The organism is Roseateles sp. Mitsp63, assembly GCF_059491535.1.
In genome coordinates this window covers 440,846-455,905 of record NZ_CP168509.1, presented here as the reverse complement: position 1 = coordinate 455,905, position 15,060 = coordinate 440,846, and the positions used below count along the sequence as shown (strand labels likewise).

Genomic DNA, 15,060 nt, shown 5'->3' with positions numbered 1-15,060 from the left:
GGGAGCGGTGCTCCCGCGCCGGCGATCACTGCGCGCTGAACGCGGTGAGCGCCTTCGGGAACTTGAACAGCCACAGGTGCGTGAGGCGGTCCACCTCGTTGCCGCGGGTCACGCGCGACAGCACCGCGCCGGCGGCGCAGCTGCCGTCCTGCGCGATCGCGCCGTTGGCATCGACGGTGCACTCGGTCGGATCGCCGGCGATGACCTTGCCCTTGGCATCGACCAGCACGGTCTTCAGGCCGAAGTCGTTGTCGTTGATCAGCGCCAGCGTGTTGCCGTCGACGATGGCCAGGCCCTCCGCCTTCTCGGCCTTCCAGCCGGCGGCGTTCAGGTCCAGCAGCACCGTCTTCTTCAGCTTCACCACGTTGGCCCAGGTCACCGCCGAGGCGGTCACGCCGTCGATGCTGTTCTTCTCGAGCTCGATGCCGAGGCTCGTGATCTCGGTGGCGTTGGACGGCAGCTCCACCAGCATCAGGAAGTTGCGCACCGCGCCCGTCGAATCGGCGCCCTGCTCGACCACGATGAACTTGCCGTTGCCCAGCGACACCAGGTCGCCCAGCTTGGCGCTGCCGGTGCGGTTGCGATCCCACTTGCCGCCCTTGGCGGCCAGCGGGTAGCTGAGCGGGTAGGCGTAGAGCCGGGAGGTCTCGGTCTTCGGATCGAACTCGATCCAGCGCGCGAACTGCGCGAAGTCGCGCACCTTGACCTTGTCGTTGGTCTTGCCGTCCTGGTCCAGGTCGCTGGTGTCGACGACCTCGACGCTCTTGCCGCCGGCGTCGACCGGGTCGATCGGGCTCTGCAGGAAACCGTGCAGCCGGCCGGTCGCGGTGTCGAGCGACAGGCCTTCCATGCCGCGGTTGGGGCGGCGGTTCTTGAGGACGTCGGGCAGGCTGCCGGCCGCGGTGCCCGGCGCGTAGCGCTTGACCACCTGGAAGGTCGCCGCGTCGACCTTGACGATGAAGGGGCCGTATTCGTCCGAGGTCCAGAACGCCTTGCTCGCGGCGTCGTAGACCAGGGTCTCGGTGTCCAGGCCATTGGCGTCGAAGCCGGATCTGGCCTGGTCGTACTTCATCGCGTCGTTCAGCGGCACCTCGGCGCTGCTGCCGACGGCGCCGAACGGCAGCGGACGGCCGCTGACCTTGGAGCCATCCGCATTCTTCAACGGCGTCAGGCTGGAGATCACCGCGCCGTCCTTGCCCAGCGTGATCACGCCGATGGATGGGGCGAAGCTGGGCGCGGGGAACATCTTGGTCGTCACGACGGCGCCGTTGTCGGGGCGCGGCGCGCTCGGGCTGTCGCCATTGGGGCCGCGGTCGGTGATGCCCCAGAACTCCATCGCGCCGTCGGCGTTGCGGCCCTTGTAGACCAGGCCCGAGCCCACCGCCGGATAGAAGCCCTTGGGGAAGTCCTTCCTGGCATCGGCGTTGGCGCCCTCGTAGGGCACGTACTGGCTGTCGGCCGCGCGGATCTGGAACTTGGTGATCGCGACCGCGCCGCCGGCGCTGTCCTGCGTGGCGCTGCTCGTCTCCGACTTGCCCAGCAGCGTGGCCATCGTGGATTCGTAGTGCTCGACGGCCGCGGCGCGGCGGCCGGCGTTCATCGCGCGGGCGGCGTAGGGCTGGCCATAGGTGTCGTTCTGGCTGGCCGGCAGCAACGCGGCGAAGGCCTTGTCGAAGTCGTCGGAAGCGGCGGCGAAGTCCAGCGTCTTGGTGAAGGCGTCGTGCACGGCGGCCGTGATCCTGATGCCGTTGGTGGGATCGTCGTCCTCGTCCAGCGCCTGCAGGAATACCAGGCGGTTCTGCAGCTTGACGTCGGTCAGCGCGGCGGTGCCGGCCAGGTCGGCGGCGCTCACCGTCGCGGCGCAGGCGGCCGAGCCGACGGGGACGCTGCCGACGCTGAAGCTCACCGTGTCGCCGGGCTTGCAGGTGAAGACGCCATTCGCGCCGGTCTTGCCGCCGAGGGCCGAGGGCAGCGCGATGTAGCTCACGCCTTCCACCGGCGCGTCGATCAGGCGGGCCTGGGTCGGGGCGACGAAGTCGGGCACGACGTACGGGTCGCCGTCCTTGGTGTTGCAGGCGGTGAGCGCGGCAGCGGCGGTCAGCGTCATCAGGCACAGGCCGGCGGCCCGGCGGACGGTCGTCTTCTTCATGTCGATCTTTCGTGGCTCGGAGGAAACGCGCGGTCCCCTCGACGGGCCGCGACGCGACAGGGCGGCACGCTAAGCACGCGCCGTTACAAGCGCGTGAAGAATCCGTCACGTCCCGGAAAGAAAGACATCTCAGGACTGCGGAGGCTGCTGGCCCTCTCCCCTCCCTCTCCCCGCTGGGGCGAGGGGGTTTACTACGACGTCCGGCTCTTACCCCTCGCCCCAGCGGGAGAGGAAGGGGTGAGGGCCAGCGGCCGCCGCAGACGGAGAAAGCCCCGGCACCGCGTCCTGGGACGCGAGCCGGGGCCCTGGTCAGACGGCTGCAGAGGAGGGAATCAGCCGTTGACCTTGATGCGGTTGTTGACCGACTGGACGCCCTTGGCGGCCAGCGCCATCGACCCGGCGCGATCGCGCGCCGCCAGGTCCGGCGCGGTGCCGTCCAGCGTCACGTGGCCGTGGTCGGTCTCGACCTTCACGTCGAGCGCGCTCAGCTTCGGATCGCCCGCCAGCGCGGTCTTGATCGAGGTCGTGATCTGGGCATCATCGACGGCCTCGCCCACCTTGTTGGCGGTACGTTCCATCTGGTTGCCCATCTTGTCCATGGCCTGGCGGGTATCCGTCTTGGCCTGTTCGGACTTCTGTTCCATCTTGGAGATGCCGTCGTCCAGGCGCTGGCCGGCGGTGCGGTCATCGTCCTCGCGGCCGCAGGCGGTCAGCGCGACGGCTGCCACCACGGCGGGCAGGACCAGGAGGAGGTGACGAGGGCGGGAAGCGTGCTTCATGACAAGGCTCCTTTCGCGGGGTTTTCGCGGCCGCCGCCACAGGCGCTGACGCCTGGCGACGCTTCGCGGACATTCCGCGGGTGGCCGCGGATCCATGACCTCACTCTAGGAACTTCCCCTCGCGCGCCGGGTCGGCTGGCGCCGGAAGCGGCGGTCGCCCTGTACCCCGCAGGCTCGTAGGAGGGGACCTACAGCGGCACCCCGCCCGCCGCGGGCCCGCCCCCCTCGCCGGACGGCGCCGCGGCCGCGCCCGGCATGCCAGGAATCGGAAAGTCGATGCGCGGGATCTCCGGCTCATCGCGCTTGAGCGGCAGCCAGGCCCGCACCTCGCAGCCCTGGCCCGGCGCGCTGCGCAGCCGCAGCTGGCCGCGCTCGGCCTCGACGCGGAATCGCATCCCCAGCAGCCCGTGCGACCCCAGCGAGAGCCGGTCCGGATCGAACCCCCGCCCGTTGTCCGTCACCGTCACCAGCGCCTGCGCGTACTCGCGCTTGAGCGCCACCGTGACCTCGGTCGCGTGAGCGTATTTGGCCAGGTTGGTCAGCGCCTCCTGCACCAGCCGGAAGGCCGTCAGCTGCGCGCTCGGCGGCAGTTCGACCGACGGATCCAGCTCCATCCGGATCGGCACGCCCAGCCGCTCCGCCGTCTCCCGGCACAGGATCTCCAGCGCCGGCACCAGACCGAGCTGGTCCAGCGTCGACGGCCGCAGGTCCTCGATGATGCGGCGCTTGAGCGCGATGCCGCTGTTGAGCGTCTCGGTCAGATGGTTGAGCCGCTGCATCAGCTCAGGCGGCCCCGCCTGCAGCTTGGGCCGTAGCCGCGCCACGTCCAGCTTGGCCGCCGTCAGCAGCGCGCCGAGCTCGTCATGCAGGTCGCGGGCCAGGCGCGCGCGCTCGTCCTCGCGCGCGGTCTGCAGGTGGCGCGCGAGCTGCGTGAGCTCGGCGGTCCGGCGCGCGACCTCGATCTCCAGCCGGTCGCGCTCGGCGCGCACCTCCTGTGCCTGGTCGGCGCGCTGCTCGTCCAGCGCGCGGCTCTTGCGCACGAACAGCACGAACACGATCAGGCTCAGCAGCGTCATGCCGGCCACGCCGATGCGGCTCAGCATCAGCGTGTCGTAGACCTGGCCCGTGCCCAGCGCGATGCGGCGGTTCTCGTCGGCCAGCAGCTCCGCCGAGCGGCGCCGGATCTGCTCCATCTGGTCGCGGCCGATGTCCGTCATCATCAGCTCCCGGCCGGCGTTCTCGCGCCCGTTCTCGTAGAGTTTGAGCACCTCCTGCAGCTCACTGAGCTTGGCGCCCACCGCCGTGGCGATCTCCTTGCTGCGGCGCTCGGCGTCCTGGGCGCCGACCTGCGCGTACATGCGCTGCAGCGAGCTCAGGCCCTGCGAGGCATCCTCGGCGGCGAAGCGGTACGGGTCCAGGTATTCCGGGCGCCGGGTGATCAGGTATCCCCGTTGCCCTGACTCGGCGTCGGTCACGCGGGCCAGCAGCCGGAGCAGTTCCATCCGGGCCCGGCCCAGCGTGTCCAGGCGATCCATCTGCGAGACGGCACCGAAGTACGCCAGCTCGCTGATCAGGATCATCAGCAGGGCCACGAACACGCCCAGCGGCAAGGCCCAGGTCTTGCGGCCCAGGTTCGTGACGGTGTCCTTCAGGCTCATCCTCTACACTCCCTCGAGCGATACGCTCACTAGACCATCGCCACCATGATCCGAATCGCCATCGTCGACGACCACGCGATTGTCCGCGCCGGGCTGCGGCAATTCCTCTCCGAACAAGTCGACCTGCGCGTCAGCGGCGAAGCCAGCTCCGGCCGCGAGGCGCTGGACCTGGTCCGCGCCGGCGAGGTCGACGTGATGCTGATGGACCTCTCGCTGCCCGACCAGAGCGGCGTCGAGACCCTGGCCGCCATCAAGGCGCGCAAGCCGGAACTGCCGGTCCTGATCCTCAGCGGATTTCCCGAGACGCACTACGCGACCACGCTGCTGCGCCAGGGCGCCAGCGGCTACCTGAACAAGGAATGCGACCCCGAGGAGATCGCCACCGCGATCCGCACCGTGTTCCGCGGCCGCAAGTACATCACGCCCGCCGTGGCCGAGCTGCTGGCCGAGGGCCTGGGCGCCCCGGTCGACCAGGCCCCGCACGAGACCCTGTCCGAGCGCGAGCTGCAGGTCTTCCTGAGACTGGCGCGCGGCGAGACGGTCGGCCACATCGCCGACGGCATGTCGCTCAGCGTCAAGACCGTGTCCACGTACCGGTCGCGCGTGCTGGAGAAGCTCGCGCTGAACACCAACAGCGAGCTGACGTATTACGCCCTCAAGAACGGGCTGATCGAGTAGCCGCATCGGCCAATCCGCCGCAGTAGGCGAGCAGGTCCTCGAGCTCGGCCGATTTGTCGAACACCTTGTGGGCGCCCAGCGCGAGGCAGCGCTGGCGCATGTCGGGCGTCGCGTAGTTGCTGAGCACGACGCGATGGGCCTCGGGCATGCGTTCCAGCGCGGCGCGCAGGACGTTCAGTCCGGTGCCCTGCGCCAGGAAGATGTCGATGATGAGCAGGTCGCAGCCGGGATGGTCCTCGGATAGCCAGCGCAGCGCGCCGCGCTCGTCGACCGCATGGCCGAGCACGCGCAGGTCCACCATCTCCTCGAGCGTGGCCACCAGGTTCTCCCGGATGACGGCGTTGTCCTCGACGAGGAAGCAGGTGAGGGCGGCGCTGGCGGAAGGGGCGTGGGCGTCCATGGGAGGGCTCGCGGAACTGCTCGGAACCACAGGCGGGTGCGCGCGAACGGACGGGATGCGCAGGCACGCCGTCCGTTCGCGCGGGACGCCCGGGGCGGTGGGTCAGGCCGCCGCCGGGCGCGGATCGGAATCGTCTCGCTGACGCGCGTCAGTTGCGGATCGCGATCTCGTTCTTCACGCGCTTCACGCCCTTGACCTCGCGGGCCAGGCGCTCGGCATCGGCCTTCTCGGTGGCGTTCTTGGCGAAGCCCGAGAGCATCACCTCGCCCTGCAGCGTCTCGACGTGGATGGAACTGGCGTCGACGCTCTTGGCCTCGACGAACTTGCTCTTCACCGAGGTGGTGATGGCGGCATCGTCGACGTACTCGCCGACCGTGGATTGACCGCGCGAGACGGCGCAGCCCGGCAGCAGCGTGAGGGCGCCCAAAGCGGTGGCCAGGGCGAGAACGGTGGCTCGAATCATCATGTTGATCTCCTTCGATTGATGACAGGGCTCGGACTCACGCGGCGTGGCGGTCTGACGACACGACGGCAGGGGCCGGCTCGGCGAACGTCGCGGGGCGGTGGTCCAGCAGGTAGGGCAGCGCCGCTTCGAGTCCCAGGACCGGCTCGTGATCGCTGACCGCGGTCCACTGGACCTGGCAGGCGATCTCATGCACGTGGAGGGCAAGGGAATGGTGGTCGGCGATACCCATCTGTCGGCTCCTTGGGCGCCCCGCGGCGCGCTGGAACTGACTCTACGTATCCCGAACAGCCGGCCCTGTCGTCCGCATCCGCGATGTTTTGTAGGACAAGCGGAGATGGACTTGCCGACGGCGCGGATGGGGTTTTGTCCTACAGGGCGTCGCGCGGGGGCCCGACATCGCCGGGAACGGTCCATGCCTAGGATGCCGGGCATGGAAACGCTCGAACATGTGCTGGAACGCGTCAACGCCGATCTCCTGCTTTCGACGCCGCTGACGGTGGTCGCGCGGGGGCGGCTGGAATTCGTGGAGGCCGACGGCCTGAGCCGGGAACGGGAGCTGGCGCTGGTGATCCCGCGCAGCCGCTGCGATGGCGACCGTCCGCTGTGGCCGGCGCTGATGTCGGCGGCCGCCGAGCACTGGCATCGCTGCCCGGGCTGCGCGCGGCGCCTGGAGGTCTGCATCGACGGCGAGTGGCAGACGCTGCTGACCGCGCAGGCTTGAATGACCGCGCCGGCTTAACGCTGGCCTCAGGGACGTCCTGGCGCGGACGCGGATAATCCGCCGCTGGCCGATCACGGCCTGACGACGATGATCCGACGCTCCACCCGCCTCCGCCCCACCCGCCTCATGGCTCCCCGCCTCTGGATGACCGCCGCCGCCGCGCTGATGCTGACCGGCTGCGGCACGCTCGGGACCGGCGGGGCGCGTAAGGGCTCCGTGTACCAGAACGAGCGCTTCGCGGCGGACGAGACCTACTCGCGGCTGTTCGACGCCAGCGTGCAGGACACCTGCGAGGCGGCGCGGCGCGCGCTGCTGAGCCAGGGCTATGTGATCAACACGGCGGCGGCGGACTCGATCACCGGCGCGAAGCGCTTCCAGCCGGGCGGCGAGGAGCACGTGGAGATCAGCTTCACGATTGTGTGCGTGCCGGAAGGCGGCAGCGGCAAGCTGGCGACGGCGTACGTGTCGGCGCTGCAGGACCGCTACAACATCAAGCGCAGCGCGAATTCGACCAGCCTGGGGGTGAGCGCGATCGGCTCGATTTCGGTGCCGCTGTCGTCGACGTCGGAATCGCTGGTCAAGATCGCCTCTGAGACCATCCCGGCGGGGCAGTTCTACGACCGGTTCTTCGCGCTGATGCAGCGCCTGCTGAAGGACCAGGGAACGGCGGAATCGCCGGCCGAGGAAAAGACGGGCGGCTGATCGGGGGGAGTTACTCCTCCTCGAGGCGTTGGTTCGCCTCTCGTCCCTCGATTCGCCGAACACTTTCATTCATCTCTGCCCGATCGATGGGGCATGGGTCAGGCAACTCGACGCTCCCGCGATCGTCATGCAGATCGCGCCTCGCTTCCTCCAGCGAAAGAGGTTTCGTGCACCGAAGGGCAATTTCGTAAGGGTTCACAAACCACTTCCTCGTGATCTCATCCATCCGCACTGCTCCACCTCGATGACGAGGCGGAAAGTCTGGTGCCGCCAGTTCCTCCCAGAAACGAAAGAGGGCGCTTCGATGAGCGCCCTTTGATCAATCACAGCTGACAACCCACCTTCGGGGGCAGGTCTTGCCAGCATCACCCCCCATCACTGCGGCGTCGAGCCCTGCGGCGTCGACGCGGTCCGCGTCTTGTCCAGCACCAGACCGCGGCGCTCCAGCAGCGGCTGGATCTGCGGGTCGTGGCCGACCACCCCGCGGAACAGCACCAGCGCGTCCTGGCTTCCGCCCTGCGACAGCAGCTTCGCGCGGAACGCATCGCCCAGCTCGCGCTTCAGCCCGCCGTTGGCCTTGAACCACTGCACCGTGTTCGAGTCCAGCACCTCGGACCACACGTACGCGTAGTAGCCCGCCGCATAGCCGCCCATGATGTGGCTGAAGTAGGGCGTGCGGTACCGCGGCGGCACGGCGTCGTAGTCGTAGCCTTCCTCGCGCAGCGCCTTCGCCTCGAAGGCCATCACGCCGTCCGCGCCCGGGATCTGGTCCGGCGCCAGCTGATGCCAGCGCTGGTCCAGGCTCGCCGCGCTCAGGTACTCGGTCGTGGCGAAACCCTGGTTGAACTGCTTCGCCGCCAGCACCTTGTCCAGCAGCGCGCGCGGCATCGGCTCGCCGGTCTTGTAATGCTTCGCGTAGTTCGCCAGAACGCTCGGCCAGTCCGCCCACATCTCGTTGACCTGCGACGGGTACTCGACGAAGTCGCGCGGCACCTTGGTGCCGGCCATGCTCGGGTACTTCACGTTCGAGAACATGCCGTGCAGCGCATGCCCGAACTCATGGAACATCGTGTTCACCTCGTCCCAGGTCAGCAGCGTCGGCTTGCCGTCCGCCGGCTTGGGAATGTTCAGGTGATTCGCCACCACCGGCTTCTGGTTCAGCAGGCCGTTCTGGTCCACGTAGGCGTTCATCCACGCGCCACCGCGCTTGGACGGCCGCGCGTACATGTCGGCGATGAAGATCGCCAGCTGCGAGCCGTCCGCGTTGAACACGTCGTAGACCAGCACGTCCGGCTGGTACACCGGCAGGTCGTGGCGCTCCTTGAACCTGAGCCCGTACAACTGCCCGGCCGCGTAGAACACGCCGTTCTCCAGCACGTTCTTCATCTCGAGGTAGGGCTTGAGCTGCGTCTCGTCGAAGCCGTACTTCTCGGCCCGCAGCTTCTCGCTGTAGAAGCTCCAGTCCCACGCCGCCAGCTTGAACGACGGCTGGTGCCGCGCCGCCTGCTCGCGATCGATGATGGCCTGCAGCTCGCCGCCCTCGCGGCGCGCGGCGCCCACCGCCGCCGGCGCCAGCTGGCGCAGCATCGTGTTGACCGCCTGCTGATTCTTCGCCGTCTCGTCCTTCAGCACGAAGTCCGCATGCGTGGCGAAGCCCAGCAGCCGCGCGCGTTCGCTGCGCAGCGTGACCACGCGCGACACCAGCGCCGTGTTGTCGTAGGCGTTGCCGCGCGAGCCGCGCTCGACCGACGCCTCGTAGATGCGCTGGCGCAGCGCCCGGTTCTCGAGCTGCGACAGCACCGGCTGCCCGGTCGTGTTGAGCAGCGCGATCAGGTACTTGCCATCCTGCCCGCGCGCCTTCGCCGCGGCCGCCGCGGCGGCGATCTGCTCGTCGCCCAGGCCCTTGAGCTCATCGGCGCCGTCCACGATCACCGCCGAGTCGTTCACCTCGGCCAGCACGTTCTGGTTGAAGCGCGCGCCCAGTTGCGCCATCTCGGCGTTGATCGCCTTCATGCGCGCCTTGCCTTCGTCGTCCAGCTTCGCGCCGGCGCGCAGCAGCTGGTTGTAGTGGCGCTCGATCAGGCGCTGCTCGGCCGCGCCCAGGCCCAGCGACGCGCGCCGCTGGTACAGCGACTCGACGCGCGCGAACAGCGCCGGATCGAGCTGGATCGCGTCGCGGTGCGCGGCCAGCTTCGTCGCGTAGTCGGCCTGCAGCTTCAGCCGCGCCGGATTGGCGTCGGCGCCGGTCAGGCTCATCAGCAGCGTCACCGCGCGGCCCAGCGTGGCGCCGCTGCGCTCGAGCGCGACGATGGTGTTGTCGAAGGTCGGCGCCTTGGCGTTGCCCGCGATCGCGCCGACCTCGGCCAGATGCTCGGCCATGCCCTGGTCGAGCGCCGGGCCGATGTCGGCATCGCGGATCCGGTCGAAGGGCGGGTACTGCAGCGGCAGCGTGCTCGGCGCGAGCAGCAGGTTGACGGCCGAGGGCTCGGCCGCCTGGGCGACGCTGGCCGGCGCGGCGGCGGGAGCGGCAGTCTGCGCCAGCGCCGGCGCGGCGATGGCCACGGTGGCGGCCAGGACGAAAGGAATCCTCATGGGAACGCGCCCGCGTGTCGCGGGCGTCCTGTGTTGTGCGGAAAGCCGTCACCTTAGCCGATGACTCCCGCGAAACCGAAGGCCACGGGCGCCGTCCGCCCCTGTGGGGAACCCGATGCGGGACAACCCTGAGCCCAGCGCGCCCAAGCGCCGCCGCACCCGTTGACGATTAGCATGGGCGCTCGCTCCGCCCCTGGGCGCGGGCCCGCAGCCGACCCATCCCCGCCATGTCCGAACCCACCTTCCAATGGGCCCTGATCGGCCCCGGCGCGATCGCGCATCGCTTCGCCGAGGCCGTCGCCCGCCTCGACGGCTGCCGCCTGCGCGCGGTCTGCGGCCGCGACGCCCATCGCGCCCGGCAGTTCGCCGAACGCTGGTCGCAGGGCGGCGAACCCGCCGTGCTGGCCCATACCGATCCAGCGGCCGTCATGAACGATCCGGCCATCGACGGTGTCTACGTCGCGACGCCGCACGGCCAGCATTTCGAGTACGTGCTGGCCGCGCTGCAGGCCGGCAAGGCGGTGCTGTGCGAGAAGTCGCTGGTGCCCAACCAGGAGATGGGCCGCCGGCTGGTCGAGGCCTCGCGCGCGCATCGCGCCTTCCTGATGGAGGCGGTCTGGACGCGCTTCCTGCCGGTCTACCAGGAGCTCGCCGCCTGGCTGCGCGCGGGGCGCATCGGCGCACTGCGCGGCCTGCAGTCAAGCTTCTGCTTCCCCGCGCCCTACGACCCCGACAGCCGCCTCTTCAGCCCGGCACTGGCCGGCGGCGCGCTGCTCGACGTCGGCATCTACAACCTGACCGCCACGCGCTGGGTGCTGCAGCACGCGCTCGGCGAGGTGCCGCCGCTGGTGGACCTGCAGGTGAAGGCGGCGCTCGCGCCGACCGGCGTCGACGCGCGGCTGGCGGTGGCGCTGGACTTCGGCGGTGGACTCGTGTCGCAGTTCCACTGCGCGATCGACACCTTCGCGCCGAACACGCTGCAGGTGCTGGGCGAGTCCGGCGCCATCGTGCTGCCCGAGACCTTCTGGGAGGCGACGCGCGCCCAGCTGCTGCCCGCGCGCGGCGTGGCCGAGACCATCGAGCGCCCCTTCGAGATCAACGGCTTCGAGAACGAGATCCGCGAGGCGATGCGCTGCGCGCGCGCCGGCGAGATCGAGAGCCCGGTCGTGCCGCACGCGGAGACGCTGGCGGTGCTGGGCTGGATGGACCGCATCCGCGCGCTGGCCGGCGTGCGCTCCCCCTTCGACGACGCGTTCCCGCCGCGCTGAGGCGCGGCACCGGCGCCTTGACGCGCCGCCCCACCCGGACGAGAGCCCCGATGGACACACGCCCCGCCGCCTTCTCCGAATCGATCCCGGTGCCGCTGCCCGACGATCCCGGACTGCGCATCGAACGCGCCTCGCCCGACGACCTGCCGCGCATCGAGAACCTCATGCAGTTCTACAACTACGACCTCAGCGAATGGACGCCGGTCGCGTTCGCGCCGGACGGCCGCTATCAGCTGCGGCCCAAGGCGCCGTACTGGGCGCAGCCGGACGTGCATCCGTTCGTGATCTGGCACGGCGAGGACCTGGCCGGCTTCGCGGTGGTCGACGGCGAGTGCGAGACCCCCGGCTCCGACCACAACATGGGCTACTTCTTCCTGGCGCGCGGCTATCGCGGCCACGGCCTGGCGGCGCGCGCGGCCGGCGAGGTGCTGGCGCGCTTCCCGGGCCGCTGGGAGGTCTACCACCTGATGGCCAACACGCCGGCCGCGCAGTTCTGGCCCGGCGTGATCCGCGGCCGCGCCGCGGGCGAGATCGTCCGCGAGCTGCGCACCCTCCACGGCGACGAGTGCTGCCTCTACCGCTTCACCGTGGCGCTGCCGCCCGGCGCCTGAGCCGCGCGCGCCGCCCTTCCCTTCATCGACCCCGCCAAGGACACCGCCATGCAGCTCATCGGCATGCTCGACTCCCCCTACGTCCGCCGCTCGGCGATCGCGATGCTGCTGCTCGGCCTGCGCTTCGAGCACCGCTCGCTGTCGGTGTTCCGCACCTTCGACGCGTTCAGCCGCATCAACCCGGTCGTCAAGGCGCCGACCTTCGTCTGCGACGACGGCACGGTGCTGATGGACTCGACGCTGATCCTGCAGTACGCCCAGTCGCTGTCGCCCGGCCGCGCGCTGCTGCCGCCGAGCGATCCGGCGCTCAAGCGCGCGCTGCGGCTGACGGGGCTGGCGCTCGCCGCCACCGACAAGAGCGTCCAGGCCGTCTACGAGCAGCAGCTGCGGCCCGGCGACAAGCAGCATGCGCCCTGGCTCGATCGCGTCAGCGGCCAGCTGCGCGCCGCGCTGCTGGAACTGGAAGCGGAGATGAAGAAGGCGCCGCTGTCGGCCGAGCGCGATGCGATCGGCCTGGCCGGCATCACGATCGGCGTGATGTGGGAGTTCGTGCGCGAGATGACGCCGGAGCTGCTGCCGCCGTCGGAGCAGCTGCAGACGCTGATCGCCTACGCGACCGAGGCCGGGCAGCTGCCCGAGTTCCGCGCCGCGCCTCACGGCGACGGCATCGTCCAGCCGGTGGGCGGCTGAAGGCGCTCAGCGCGCGAGGGGCGCCGCCGCGGTGCCCGCGGCGGGCAGGCGCTTGATCAGCTGGTTCAGCACCAACGCGATCACGATCAGCACCGTCAGGCCGGCCGCCCAGGCGATCCAGACCACCGGCACCAGCCAGCCGATCGCGGTGCCCGCCATCGGCGCGCCGGCGCCAGCCATCTCCATCAGCCAGCGCACCACGTCCTGCGCGAACTCGAGCAGGCCGGTGTCGAGGAAGGGCTCCACCCAGCCGGGGAACTTGAACTCGACCGCGGTCTTGCCGAGTTCGGCCGCGCGGCCGGTGGAGAGGGCCTCCACCGTCCAGCGCACCAGGCTGGCCGACATCCAGGCCAGGCCGCTCCACAAGAGCGCGAACAGGCCGGTCACGGACCACAGGAAGGTCTTCATCGCCGAGGCCGCGTGCCGTCAGTCGTCGCTCGAGCCGGCGAAGCCGAAGATGCTCAGCAGGCTGGTGAACAGGTTGAACAGCGACACGAACAGGCTGACCGTGGCCATCACGTAGTTCCGCTCGCCGCCGTTCACGATCATGCTGGTGTGGAACAGGATCATGCCCACCGACAGCAGCGCCACGACGCCCGAGACCACCATCGCCAGCATCGGCAGCTGGAAGAACAGGTTCGCCAGCGAGGCCAGCAGCGCGATGATCATGCCGGCGAACAGGAAGCCGCCCATGAAGCTGAAGTCCTTCTTCGTGGCCAGCACGTAGGCCGACAGCACCAGGAAGGTCGCGCCGGTGGTGCCCAGCGCCATCGCGATGGTGTTGGCGCCGCCGGGCAGCGTCAGGATGGCGCTCAGCAGCGGGCCCAGCGTGTAGCCCATGAAGCCGGTCAGCGCGAAGACCAGCGGCACCGAGGCGGCGGAGTGCTGCGTCTTGTGGATCGCGAACAGCAGGCCGAAGTAGCCGATCAGCGTCAGGATCATCCCGGGCGCCGGCAGCTGGAACGCCACCGCCGCCGCCGCCACGGCGCCGCTGAACAGCAGCGTCATCGACAGCAGCGCATAGGTGTTGCGCAGCACGCGCGCCACGTCGGCGCGCTGCGTGAAGACCGAATCGCCACCGCGAGCGGTGGCGGGCGTCCAGGCCGAGGGGGACGCCGGAGGTCGTTGGAAGTCGCTCATGAGGGTCTCCTTGATGCGAGGTGAGCCGTTGGACGGCAGGCGCGCTCACACGCGCATGAGGTGCGGACCTTAGCGGCGCGGAGAGTTCGAATAAACCTGCTTATCTCTCATTCTTCAGCAGTCATTTCCGATTCGTTCTCGACGGCCTGGACGGACATGCCGCGGCGTTGCAGCAGCTTGGCCACCAGCGGATGGTTCTGGCCGCGGCGGGAGTAGATCGCATGGACGTCCTCCATCACCTCGCTCTGTCCCAGCAGGTGCAGGCCCGCCATGATCGACAGGTCGTCGGCGCCCAGCCGGCTCACCGGGAACACGCCCAGGCCGCGGGCGGCGAACACGCTCATCAGCGCGCTGTCCTCGAACTCGCCGACGATCTGCGGCCGGATGTGGTGCTGCTCGAACCAGCGCTCCAGGCTCGACCGCAGCGAGGCGTGGCGGGTCGGCAGCAGCACCGGCAACGACTCCAGCACATGGGGGAAAGGCTTGTTCGGCGTGCGGCGCGCGCGCTCGATCAGTTCCGCCGGCCCATACCAGTCCACCGGCGTGCTGGCCAGCAGCTGGCTGGTGATCCGCAGCGTCGGATTGACGGGAGCCGGCTGGTCGGTGAGCACCAGGTCCAGGTGATGGAGCGCGAGCTCGCCAACCAGTTGGTCGACCTCGCCCTCATGGCAGACCAGGCGCAGCTGGGGCGTGTCCAGCACTGGCGCCAGCAGCGCGTGGGCGGCCAGCTTCGACAGTCCGTCCGACAGGCCCACCGACAGGCGCTGCACCCGCTGGGTCGCGGCCTCGTGGACCTCGTGGGGGACCATCTGGCCGATCTGGAAGATCTCCTCGGCGCGCGCGAAGGCGGCTTGGCCGGCTTCGGTCAGCACCAAGCCGCGGCCTTCGGGCTTGAGCAGTTGGTGGCCGAGCGCCCGTTCCAGCTCGCGCACCTGCGCGCTGATCGTCTGCACGGCCATGCCCAGCCGGTCCGCGGCCCGGGCGAAGCCGCCTTCCTTGGCGACGACCCAGAAGTAGTGCAGATGACGGTAGTTGAGGGTGGACATGGCAGGGCCTCCGAAAAAGACGAACCGGGATGATGAACTGCTTCGCTTAAACGGAGGTTAAGAACGTTTTCACGAAGGTTTTTTCGACACGATCGCCGACCCGGGGTCAGGTGGAGTCGCAGCCCCTGTCGGCTCGGTTCTATGCGCGCTGGACGCGCAC

Annotated in this window: 16 protein-coding genes; 6 read left to right on the top strand and 10 right to left on the bottom strand. The window is 69.7% G+C overall.

Features of this window, described 5'->3' with window-relative positions; genetic code table 11:
* Positions 1 to 25: 25 nt before the first annotated feature.
* The 3 genes from ACEN96_RS02005 to ACEN96_RS01995 all read right to left on the bottom strand — a co-directional run bounded on the left by ACEN96_RS02005 (position 26) and on the right by ACEN96_RS01995 (position 4,586).
* Positions 26 to 2,149 (bottom strand): esterase-like activity of phytase family protein, encoded by a 2,124-nt coding sequence (locus ACEN96_RS02005; RefSeq protein ID WP_495586381.1) that lies wholly within the window; start codon positions 2,147 to 2,149, stop codon positions 26 to 28.
* A gap of 332 nt (positions 2,150 to 2,481) precedes the next feature.
* A complete protein-coding gene (locus tag ACEN96_RS02000; protein ID WP_495586380.1) occupies positions 2,482 to 2,928 on the bottom strand; it encodes a BON domain-containing protein in 447 nt (148 codons plus the stop codon).
* Positions 2,929 to 3,116: 188 nt separating this feature from the next.
* Entirely contained in the window at positions 3,117 to 4,586 is a 1,470-nt protein-coding gene (locus tag ACEN96_RS01995) for a CHASE3 domain-containing protein (RefSeq protein WP_495586379.1), read from the bottom strand.
* 45 nt (positions 4,587 to 4,631) lie between these two features.
* Between ACEN96_RS01995 and ACEN96_RS01990 the strand changes: the two genes are divergently transcribed.
* Positions 4,632 to 5,264 carry a response regulator gene (locus tag ACEN96_RS01990; RefSeq protein WP_343635119.1) on the top strand — a complete coding sequence of 211 codons (633 nt, stop codon included), beginning with the start codon at positions 4,632 to 4,634 and terminating at the stop codon, positions 5,262 to 5,264.
* Here ACEN96_RS01990 and ACEN96_RS01985 read toward each other — a convergent pair.
* The 3 genes from ACEN96_RS01985 to ACEN96_RS01975 form a co-directional block, all read right to left on the bottom strand.
* The gene (locus ACEN96_RS01985; RefSeq protein ID WP_495586378.1) at positions 5,242 to 5,664 is read right to left on the bottom strand and encodes a response regulator transcription factor; all 423 of its coding nucleotides are present in this window, start codon (positions 5,662 to 5,664) and stop codon (positions 5,242 to 5,244) included. The two genes, ACEN96_RS01990 and ACEN96_RS01985, sit on opposite strands and share 23 nt — an antisense overlap.
* 148 nt (positions 5,665 to 5,812) lie before the next feature.
* On the bottom strand, positions 5,813 to 6,127 hold the full coding sequence (locus ACEN96_RS01980; RefSeq protein ID WP_343635960.1) for a BON domain-containing protein: 315 nt from the start codon (positions 6,125 to 6,127) through the stop codon (positions 5,813 to 5,815).
* Positions 6,128 to 6,164: 37 nt separating this feature from the next.
* Entirely contained in the window at positions 6,165 to 6,359 is a 195-nt protein-coding gene (locus ACEN96_RS01975) for a hypothetical protein (protein WP_343635123.1), read from the bottom strand.
* A 201-nt stretch (positions 6,360 to 6,560) separates the two neighbouring features.
* Here ACEN96_RS01975 and ACEN96_RS01970 point away from each other — a divergent pair, with 201 nt between their 5' ends.
* A complete protein-coding gene (locus ACEN96_RS01970) occupies positions 6,561 to 6,851 on the top strand; it encodes a hypothetical protein (protein ID WP_495586377.1) in 291 nt (96 codons plus the stop codon).
* A 126-nt stretch (positions 6,852 to 6,977) separates the two neighbouring features.
* Positions 6,978 to 7,553, top strand: coding sequence for a DUF2242 domain-containing protein (locus ACEN96_RS01965; RefSeq protein ID WP_495586376.1), 576 nt, complete (start codon positions 6,978 to 6,980; stop codon positions 7,551 to 7,553).
* A 375-nt stretch (positions 7,554 to 7,928) separates the two neighbouring features.
* On the opposite strand, the gene ACEN96_RS01960 is transcribed toward ACEN96_RS01965, so the two are convergent.
* A complete protein-coding gene (locus ACEN96_RS01960) occupies positions 7,929 to 10,145 on the bottom strand; it encodes a M3 family metallopeptidase (RefSeq protein WP_495586375.1) in 2,217 nt (738 codons plus the stop codon).
* A 227-nt stretch (positions 10,146 to 10,372) separates the two neighbouring features.
* Here ACEN96_RS01960 and ACEN96_RS01955 point away from each other — a divergent pair, with 227 nt between their 5' ends.
* The 3 genes from ACEN96_RS01955 to ACEN96_RS01945 are packed head-to-tail and all read left to right on the top strand — an operon-like array spanning position 10,373 to position 12,714.
* The gene (locus ACEN96_RS01955; protein WP_495586374.1) at positions 10,373 to 11,413 is read left to right on the top strand and encodes a Gfo/Idh/MocA family protein; all 1,041 of its coding nucleotides are present in this window, start codon (positions 10,373 to 10,375) and stop codon (positions 11,411 to 11,413) included.
* A 50-nt stretch (positions 11,414 to 11,463) separates the two neighbouring features.
* Entirely contained in the window at positions 11,464 to 12,024 is a 561-nt protein-coding gene (locus ACEN96_RS01950) for a GNAT family N-acetyltransferase (protein WP_495586373.1), read from the top strand.
* 48 nt (positions 12,025 to 12,072) lie between these two features.
* On the top strand, positions 12,073 to 12,714 hold the full coding sequence (locus ACEN96_RS01945; RefSeq protein WP_495586372.1) for a glutathione S-transferase: 642 nt from the start codon (positions 12,073 to 12,075) through the stop codon (positions 12,712 to 12,714).
* A 6-nt stretch (positions 12,715 to 12,720) separates the two neighbouring features.
* Here the strand turns inward: ACEN96_RS01945 and ACEN96_RS01940 are convergent, their stop codons facing one another.
* The 3 genes from ACEN96_RS01940 to ACEN96_RS01930 all read right to left on the bottom strand — a co-directional run bounded on the left by ACEN96_RS01940 (position 12,721) and on the right by ACEN96_RS01930 (position 14,900).
* Complete coding sequence (locus tag ACEN96_RS01940) at positions 12,721 to 13,122, bottom strand: hypothetical protein (RefSeq protein ID WP_495586371.1); 402 nt, start codon at positions 13,120 to 13,122, stop codon at positions 12,721 to 12,723.
* An 18-nt stretch (positions 13,123 to 13,140) separates the two neighbouring features.
* Positions 13,141 to 13,854 (bottom strand): Bax inhibitor-1/YccA family protein, encoded by a 714-nt coding sequence (locus tag ACEN96_RS01935; protein WP_495586370.1) that lies wholly within the window; start codon positions 13,852 to 13,854, stop codon positions 13,141 to 13,143.
* Positions 13,855 to 13,961: 107 nt separating this feature from the next.
* A complete protein-coding gene (locus tag ACEN96_RS01930) occupies positions 13,962 to 14,900 on the bottom strand; it encodes a LysR family transcriptional regulator (RefSeq protein WP_495586369.1) in 939 nt (312 codons plus the stop codon).
* Positions 14,901 to 15,060 lie beyond the last annotated feature (160 nt).